We start from the raw sequence: 253 nt of genomic DNA, 5'->3' as shown, positions 1-253 counted from the left end.
CAGAAGCTGTAGCCGTTTGACTCTTTTCAACAGTAAACTTGATAGGATTTTGATTTAAGTCGTAATGAATAGGAGCCTTCGTTTCAACGAACTGATAGTCTCCCGGACGTAAATCAGAAACAGAGATTTTTCCATCTTTATCAGTAGTTAAATTAGAACGAACATCATTGCCGTTCATATCAACAATTTTAAATACCGCACCTTCAAGAGTAGAGTTGTCAACGTCGTCAAGCTTAATTAATTCAACGGCGCC

The 253-nt window shown here is 37.9% G+C and carries 1 protein-coding gene; it reads right to left on the bottom strand.

What is annotated here, in order from left to right:
- Nucleotides 1-253 (bottom strand): prealbumin-like fold domain-containing protein (locus BAQ44_RS18625; protein WP_148662576.1); only part of this gene is annotated, 253 nt, incomplete at both ends.

It is taken from the genome of Bacillus mobilis (assembly GCF_001884045.1).
GTDB classification, from domain to species: Bacteria; Bacillota; Bacilli; order Bacillales; family Bacillaceae_G; genus Bacillus_A; species Bacillus_A mobilis.
Note: the sequence above shows the minus strand (reverse complement) of the source record. Positions and strands in the feature narration are given on the sequence as shown.